Source organism: Bacteroidota bacterium (assembly GCA_034723125.1).
GTDB lineage: Bacteria > Bacteroidota > Bacteroidia > CAILMK01 > JAAYUY01 > JAYEOP01.
This window is the reverse complement of the sequence record JAYEOP010000478.1, coordinates 1-8,571: the sequence shown is the minus strand read 5'-3', so window position 1 is coordinate 8,571 and position 8,571 is coordinate 1. Positions and strand designations below refer to the sequence as shown.

Genomic DNA, 8,571 nt, shown 5'->3' with positions numbered 1-8,571 from the left:
AAACAATTCCTCAAAAGCAATCTTTATCGTATTATGGTAACATTCCCCTTAAAATGAAAAATTACTTCATTAAGTCCCATGGCGGTTATGTAATAATAATAAACACCAGCTTGAAGAACATCGCCTTTGTATGTTCCATCCCAGCCTTCGTTTAAATCATTAGTAGTGAAAATTATTTCACCCCAACTGTCAAATATTGTCATTTTGTAGTTCAGGCTTTCGTTGCCAGTAATTTCCTTTATACTTGTTGCTTTTATGTTAAAAACATCATTTATTCCATCATTGTTTGGAGAAAAAGCATTTGGTATAAAAATGCTTGGAGGTGAGCTAATACAAGCTTCATTAGAAATACTGTTCCAACTACTGCTGTCGGTAAAATTTGCTATAACTCTATAACATAATTGACGATTGTTGTTTTCGTAATTGCCGTTATCTATATATGTGCTTGCTATTGGGTCAAGTTTGTCAATCAAGTTAAAGCCTCCCGATTTGTTTGTTATTTCAATGTGGTATTTCATCCTGCCTGCTAATACCTCAGGATATTTGTTCCAATCAAGTATTATATTTTGATTAATAGTATTGACTTTTAAGAGAATTGAATTTGTAGCTTCATTTGTAGAATCGCTACTGTATCCACAAACATCAACAGAGGAAATTCTGTATTTGTAGCTGAATTTATTAATTTCAGTGTTATCATCAATAAAATAGGGGGATTTTGAAGTTCTGTATTCATGCCACCAGCCATTTTCGGGATCGTATCTGTCAATTATAAAATGGTCAATTTCCGCCTCACTGTTATCAATCCATTCTGTTAAAATGAATTTATTATCTTCTACTGTTGTTCTTTTTCTGATTGTTTGAGAAGAAATATCATAAATAGGGGTAATACAAATTTGATTGCTAACTGAAATGAATTCTTCGTTTGGCGAAATTGCTTCAACAAAATAACATAGTTGCTCATTACATAGGTCTGTTTCCGAGTGAACAGTATCGTTTGCCGAATAAGTTGCAAAGAGATTAAAAATACCATTTTCTTTTTTATACAAGCGATATTCTTTCACACTATTCCATCCATAATATTTATTCCAAAAAACATCTACTTCTCCATGCTTTGTTGATGTTGCGTTTAAGTGAATTGAGTTATGAATATTTATAGGTTTTGAAAGTGTTTTACAAGTATTTTCTACTTGAATTTTATATTTATAAGATGAGTTGGCAACACTTATTCCCGTAGTGTTTAAAAATGTAGTATCAGAATCAACGATGCTTGTGTAAATTAGCTGATATGCACCGCTACCTGCTCTTGACAGTTTATATGAAACAAAATCAATCTTAGTATAGGGTTGCCACGTAATTCCAATATCTTTATTGTTTTCAACACTAACATAATCTATTTCAGAAGCATTTGTTATAAATGAATCTGCAACAAAAATATAATGCTGTCTTGAAAATGTAGCTTCACAACCGTATTCATCTTTGGTAATTAGATTTACGTTGAAATAACCGCTACTACTGTAAGCATAGCTTGGGTTGGATAATGTTGAGGTGTCGTTTGGTGAACCAAGTTCTCCAAAATCCCAATAATAATGTTTGATATTAGCATCAGCATAATTTACTTGGGGAGTAAAATTTACATCAGAAAAAATACAAACGATAGTATCATTCGCATCAAAGCTAACATCTTGTTGTTTATACACATCAATTAAAGCAGGTAAATAAACAGAATCGACACAGCCCGAGCCATTATAAACCCTAAGAGTTACTGAGTATGTCCCTTCTTGAAATTCATGAGAAGGATATGATGTTGTGTCATCAACAATTCCATCACTGTTAAAATCCCATTCGCATCTTGTAAAGCTTGTAGAAAGGTTGAAAAATTGAACATTAAAAGGTGCACATCCGATAGTATCCGAAAAAGTACAAAAGGCAGTGGGTGTTTCATAAACTTCAATAGTATCTTTTTTGTAAATGGAATTGCATCCCAAAGTATCCATTGCTATAAATTCAGGAATAAATATTTCGTGCTTTTTATTTGGGTCGGAAAGTTTATAAGTATGATTTTTAAAACTTAGGTTTTCAACAAAATTGCCATCACCAAAAAGGAAAAAATAAGTTGCAATGTTAATGCTTTCATCTTTGAATGTTACAGCAAATGGGTTGCATCCTATGTTATCAACAACTGAAAAACGAGGAACAGGACCTATAATTTTTACAAACTCATTTTTTATTGTTGTACTGCTACAGCCTATGCTGGTGCGAGTGGTTAGTTTTATATTAAATCCTGTATCTATTCCTCCTGAATTTTGAAAATAATAATGAGATGTGTGAGTGTCATTTTCTTGTAAAACAATGCCATCACCAAAATCCCAAATAAAAGTAGTTGCTTCACTTTTTTCTGCATAGAATTCTATCAATGCTGTTGCACAATATTTTATTGAATCGTTTACTGAAAAATCACTTCTAACATCCTGAACATGAATTGATTTTGTCATAGAATCAGAGCATCCTGTGCGTATTGAAATTAATGTAATAGTATAATCACCTGCTTTGTCAATACTTATATCAGGATTTTTTGTTGTTGTGCTAGGTAAAAAATGAACATGAGATGAGTTGGCATACCATAAATATTGTGTTGCTCGCAATGAAGTGTTGTTTGCTCTTGTGCTTTCGTTAAGGCAAATTTTTGAGGGAAAAGAAAATATTGCTTTTGTACCAACGCAAATAAAATTGCTTTTGCTCACAACATTGGTACATCCTGAGCCATTGGTAACATACAGTTTTATTCTAAAACATCCTTTGTTTAAAAATTTTACTGTTGTTGATGCTTTGTATTTGTCAGAGAAAGTAACGCCTGTTGAAGGAATAGCTTCCCATTCGTAAATCATAGTGTCAGGATTGCTTGTATAGTTTTCGTTTGCAATTATTTGCGATGTTAAAATTGTGCTGTCACCCGGACACATTTCTGTTTCTTTAGCAGAAAAATCAGCGATAACACCGTTGATTTCTAAAAGACTTGGTAAAATTGTTATATCGGAACAACCCTGTGTAAATGTTTGTAATTTTCCATTATAAGTTCCGGGGTATTGAAAGCTGGTTGTAAAAGATGTATCAGTAGAACTACTAGTTATTTGAATAGTTGAATCAACTGTGTGTGTGAATTCCCAAATATTTGTGTGTCCACCCTTAGGAGTAGAGTTTTCTGTAAAAGTTACATTTTCACCAATACATGCTTGTTGATGGCTTGAAAATAATGCAGAGCTTACTTCTACAATATTAATTTTGTCATCAAAATAAACTGAATCTCTGCATCCGTGACCGTTGTCTAAAATCAAGCTGTAATCGTACAAGCCTCCTTTAGTGTAAATTAGTTTAGGTTCTTTTATATTTGATGATTTTTTTATTGTTGTTTCGTCTAACTCAAAAAATGTCCAATCGTAAGAAAGTGAAAACATTGATAATGAGGCTGTTGCTGATGGTATTGAAAATGGGACTATCTCGTTAATACAAGCTTGTTTTGGAGGCATTTTCAACATAAAAGTTTTGAGTCTTTGAACATTAATAATGTCCTTTTTTAGGATGCTGTCAACACAACCACGTGGTGATTGTCTTATTTTAAATTCAACGGAATATGAACCGTATTTTGTGTATTTGAACGGTGTGTTAGGTAGGTTATTTGTTCCAAGCAAGGTAGTTCCGTCAGTGTCGTAAAATTCCCAGCTAAACCAAGTTGTTCCTGTAGTTGCAAGATTTGAAGTACTTTGAAAACTTGCGGTATGTGGTAAAAGACAATTATTGGGATTTAAAACAACGAAGTCTGCATCCATTTCCATTACATCAATATGTTTAGGGAAAACAACAGAAGATTTACAACCATTGTAATCATAGAGCATTTTTACATCAAAAATACCGCTACTGTCATATCTTACAAATTGAGTATCAGTTGTTGAGTTTGCTTGAACATTAGCCCCATAAAAATTCCAACTAATAGAAGTGGGTGAAGAAGTAATTGATTTGTTATAAAATTCAACAATATCTCCTTTGCAAATTTCTGTAATGTTAGATTGCATATCAAGTTGTCCGCTATCACCTACACTTATGTATTGGAATTTTGTTTTGCTTGCAGAACAACCGTTTGATAAGGTAACCCTAAGTGTAACATTATATGCTCCGGCTGTATCGTAGGTTATTACACTTGGATTTTCATTTGAATCGGAAGTAGAGTTTCCACTTGGAAATGACCATAAATATTTAGGTGCATAATCATTTTTTATGTCAACAGCAGGCGAAAAATTTACGTTTAAAGGCAGACAACCCGAATTTGGAGAAGCAGAGAAATCAACATCAGGATTTTCAGTAATAGTTACAACGGAGTCAATTATTAAATGATTTGTACAGTTGTTGGTATCGGTAACTATCAAATCAACTTTTTTTATTCCCTTTGAAGAAAAGGTGTGAGTAACCGAGTCTCCTGAGTTTAAGTAATTATGCATTTCTATTATCCAGTTCCATTTGTTTATGTTTGGACTGTAAGCATGAAATTTTACAGGGTCGGAAACACTACAAATTATTTCGCTATTTGCAACTACGCTATCAATAATTGGGGTGGATATATAAATGAAATTGTTTTTTGTTACTGTACAAATTGTACTACTTGGTAGTGTAACTTGTAACTCAATATCGGAAAATCCTGTATTTGAAAAAAAATGAATAAATGTATCATTTCCCGGTCTTTGTGTTCCATCAACAAACCATGAAAAATTTGAGCCAGAGGGATAACCCTGAGCATAAAATCGGATTACAGAGTTTTTGCAAGCTATATTTTGTGAGCTTGTAAAATCAATATTTCCGCATTGGGGGAATGCTAAAAATGTTGATAAAACAAATCCAAATATGATTAAAAGCTTCTTCATTTTTAATGTTGCATTTTTACTAAATGCAAAAACACTTTTTTTGTTTTGTTAAAAATTATAAACCTATTAACAATCTAAACGATTTTATTAAAGAAATAAATATACAACATTATAATAACTTGAAACAAATTAGTTTTAAAATTATTGTATTTTGTTCTGCTATATTAATCTTCAATTATTTCATAAATCGAAATCATCCCGTTTTCTTTTGATTTATCGCAAGAGTAAATAAGTGCGATATTTCCTTTGTTGTTGAGGCAAAAAGAGGAGATATTTATTGATGCCGGATTGCTGTTTAAAAATATTTCAGGTTTTGAAAACGCTTTGTTTTTATTATTTCTTGTTGATTTGTAAATAATGTTTTTTGATGAAATAATGTAAATATTTAATTCATCATTTGTCAACCAAAAAGATTTTACCTTAATATTTTTTAGATTTATTTTAAGTGGCTCGGGATATTTAAAATATCTGTCTTTGGAACTTTTAAAAGAAAAGAATATTTTGGTTTTTAATACATAATAAATCCTTAAACCTTCGGGAGATATCCATGGGTAACTTTCGTTGTTTTTATATTCATTTATTCCTCCCAGAAATTTCTTTTTTGAAAAATGTTTGTAATAATCATCCCAGTAGCAAATGTACAAATCATTTAATGTGTCTTTTTTCTTTTTTGACCAAGCGAATACAAAAGAATGGTAATCATTAGTTATTGAAATTTGACGAGGGAATACTCCTTCTTTGTTTTCATCATAAATTATAATTGTTTTGTCCAATTTGTAATTTCCGTTATTTTTTATTTTGTAAACAAAAAATTTACATTCTCCCGAATCATTTATTGCAGGTAGATAATATTCATTACCGCTTTTTGATATTTGCCCGCAGGCAATTTTGTATCCTATCGGTGCAGTGATTTTTTCAAGAAATTTTAAATTTTGACTAAATCCTAATAAAGGAATAAATAAAAAAACAAATAACAACTTTTTCATAACGCTTTTCATTTGAAATAAACTCAAAAAATAGAAAGTGTTCTATATTCTATGATTAATTAAAAATTAAATTTAGTAACTTTTTATAAAAAATCCAAATTAAAATAATAAAACTTAATTTTCTTTGATGCATTCCAAAATCAAACATCTAATTTTGTATGTTATTAATTCCTATATTTTATGGTAAATCTAATTCATATAAAAAAAGTAATTTTAAAATGAGAACTATTTATCTTGATTATAATGCAACAACACCTATTGACCCTGAAGTTGCTGAGGCTATGAAACCTTTTATTGATAGCTATTTTGGTAATCCTTCAAGTACTCATGAATTTGGTATTCAAACAAAAATTGCTGTTGAAAATGCTCGTAAGCAAGTTGCGGAATCCTTAAACTGTAATGTTGATGAACTGATTTTTACAAGTGGTGGTACCGAATCGAATAATTATGCAATTAAGGGTGTTGCATTGGCTAACAAGTCAAAAGGAAATCATATAATCACTTCAATAGTTGAGCATCCTGCTGTGATTGAAGTTTGTAAATATCTTTCTAAAAATGCTTTTGATATTACATATTTAGATGTTGATGAATTTGGGCTGATTGATATAAATGAACTGAAAAATGCAATTCGTAAGGAAACGATTTTGATAACGATTATGCATGCCAATAATGAAGTAGGTACAATTCAACCTATTGAAGAAATTTCAAAAATAGCAAAAGAAAAAGGAATAATTTTTCATACTGATGCAGCTCAATCTGTAGGAAAAATAAAAACGGATGTGAATGAACTTGGAGTTGACCTTTTGTCGGTAGCAGGACATAAATTGTATGCTCCTAAAGGCATTGGTGCTTTGTACATTAAAAGAGGTGTTAAACTTGAAAAATTAATTCACGGTGCTGATCATGAACAAAATTTGAGAGCGGGAACTGAAAATATTCTTGAAATTGTTGGCTTAGGTAAGGCGTGTGAAGTAGCAAAGCGTAATCTTCAAAAGAATTATGATGAAATGAAGATTTACAGAGACATGCTTTTTGAAGGAATAAAAAAGAAAGTTGAGAATGTTAAGTTGAACGGACATCCTGAAAAAAGATTGCCAAATACTCTGAATTTGAGTTTTGAAAATATTGAAGCAAATATTTTACTTGAAGAAATGAAAGGAATAGCAGCCTCTGCAGGTGCTGCATGTCATTCCGAAAATATTGAAGTATCCTCTGTTTTGGCAGCAATGCAAATTCCTATAAAATATGCAATGGGTACTATTCGATTTTCTGTTGGCAGGTCAACGAATAATGAAGAAATTGAAAAAGCAATAGAAATAATTGGAGATGCGGTTGCAAGGCTTTCTCCCACAATGTCTTCTTCAAGTGAAATTGAAAATGTTGATGAAGAAATAAAATTAACAAACTATACTCACGGACTTGGATGTGCTTGTAAAATAAGACCTCAATATCTTGAAAGAGTTTTGAAAAATTTGGGAATTGTAAAAGACCCAAACGTATTAGTTGGAAAAGAAAATTCCGATGATGCTTCTGTTTATAAAATTAGTGATGAAATTGCCATTGTTCAATCGGTTGATTTTTTTACTCCAATAGTTGACGATCCTTATGATTTTGGGGCAATAGCTGCGGCAAATTCGCTTAGTGATATTTATGCTATGGGAGCAAAGCCTTTATTTGCATTGAATATTGTAGGATTTCCCGACAACAGACTTCCTGAAAAAGTTTTGAGTCAAATTTTAAAAGGTGCTGAAGATAAAGCTCATGAAGCGGGAATTGATATTCTCGGAGGGCATACAGTAGAAGATACTGAACCTAAATTTGGATTAGTAGTTACGGGAGTTATTCATCCTGATAAAATACTTACAAATTCTAATGCTCAGGAGACTGATGTTTTAGTTTTAACAAAAGCACTTGGAACAGGAATTCTTTCAACAGCTTTAAAAAGAAATTTGTTAGACAAAAAGAAAGCAGAGATTTTTATAAAATTAATGAAAGAATTGAATAATAAAGCTTCGGAAATTGCTAAAACTTTGCAGATTAATGCCTGCACTGATGTTACAGGTTTTGGCTTGTTAGGTCATCTTTCTGAAATGACAAAAGCATCAAAAATAGATGTGGAATTATTATATGAAAATATTCCCGTATTGGAAGGAGTGATGGAATTAGCAGTTGCGGATATTATTCCCGGAGGTACAAAAAACAATCTGGAGCATGTACAAAATATTGTGGAATTTGATAAAAGCATTAGCAATGCTACTAAGTATATTCTTGCAGATGCACAAACATCAGGTGGTTTATTGTTTTCTTTACCCAAGAGTGATGCAGAAAAATTTGTTAAACAATTTAAAGGGAAAGATATTTTTGAAGCAAAAATTATTGGAAAAGTAAAAGGAACAGGAGAGGGGAGGATTTTTGTTAGGTAGGATGGTGCTTGTTACTTTTCTCTAATTTATAAAATAGTTTTTATAACATGTTTATATCCATCGAGCCACTTATGTGTGATTACGTACTCGGATGAGCGGTTGAAGAATAGCTTGTTATTAAAAAAAATGGTTCATCACAATAATGAGTACTTTTGAAAAAAAGCTATGTCAACAAGTTTAATATATCATGATTTTGAATGTCAAATATTTTTATGACATACAATGGAGATAATGGATAAAGAAGAAAATTCG

3 protein-coding genes are annotated in these 8,571 nt (G+C 31.3%); 1 reads left to right on the top strand and 2 read right to left on the bottom strand.

Going from position 1 to position 8,571, the window contains the following annotated elements; genetic code table 11:
• Window positions 1–23 precede the first annotated feature (23 nt).
• Together U9R42_12415 and U9R42_12410 are read right to left on the bottom strand one after the other, a co-directional pair.
• Window positions 24–4,910 carry a PKD domain-containing protein gene (locus tag U9R42_12415; protein MEA3496822.1) on the bottom strand — a complete coding sequence of 1,629 codons (4,887 nt, stop codon included), beginning with the start codon at window positions 4,908–4,910 and terminating at the stop codon, window positions 24–26.
• 164 nt (window positions 4,911–5,074) lie between these two features.
• Window positions 5,075–5,896: a hypothetical protein gene (locus U9R42_12410; GenBank protein MEA3496821.1), complete on the bottom strand. Its 822-nt coding sequence runs from the start codon at window positions 5,894–5,896 to the stop codon at window positions 5,075–5,077.
• 218 nt (window positions 5,897–6,114) lie between these two features.
• Here U9R42_12410 and selD point away from each other — a divergent pair, with 218 nt between their 5' ends.
• Complete coding sequence (gene selD, locus U9R42_12405; protein ID MEA3496820.1) at window positions 6,115–8,319, top strand: selenide, water dikinase SelD; 2,205 nt, start codon at window positions 6,115–6,117, stop codon at window positions 8,317–8,319.
• Window positions 8,320–8,571: the final 252 nt, after the last annotated feature.

Coding starts and splice junctions, on each gene's coding strand:
- U9R42_12415 (MEA3496822.1), bottom strand. CDS start 4,910: ATGAAGAAGCTTTTAATCATATTTGGATTTGTTTTATCAACATTTTTA.
- U9R42_12410 (MEA3496821.1), bottom strand. CDS start 5,896: ATGAAAAAGTTGTTATTTGTTTTTTTATTTATTCCTTTATTAGGATTT.
- selD (MEA3496820.1), top strand. CDS start 6,115: ATGAGAACTATTTATCTTGATTATAATGCAACAACACCTATTGACCCT.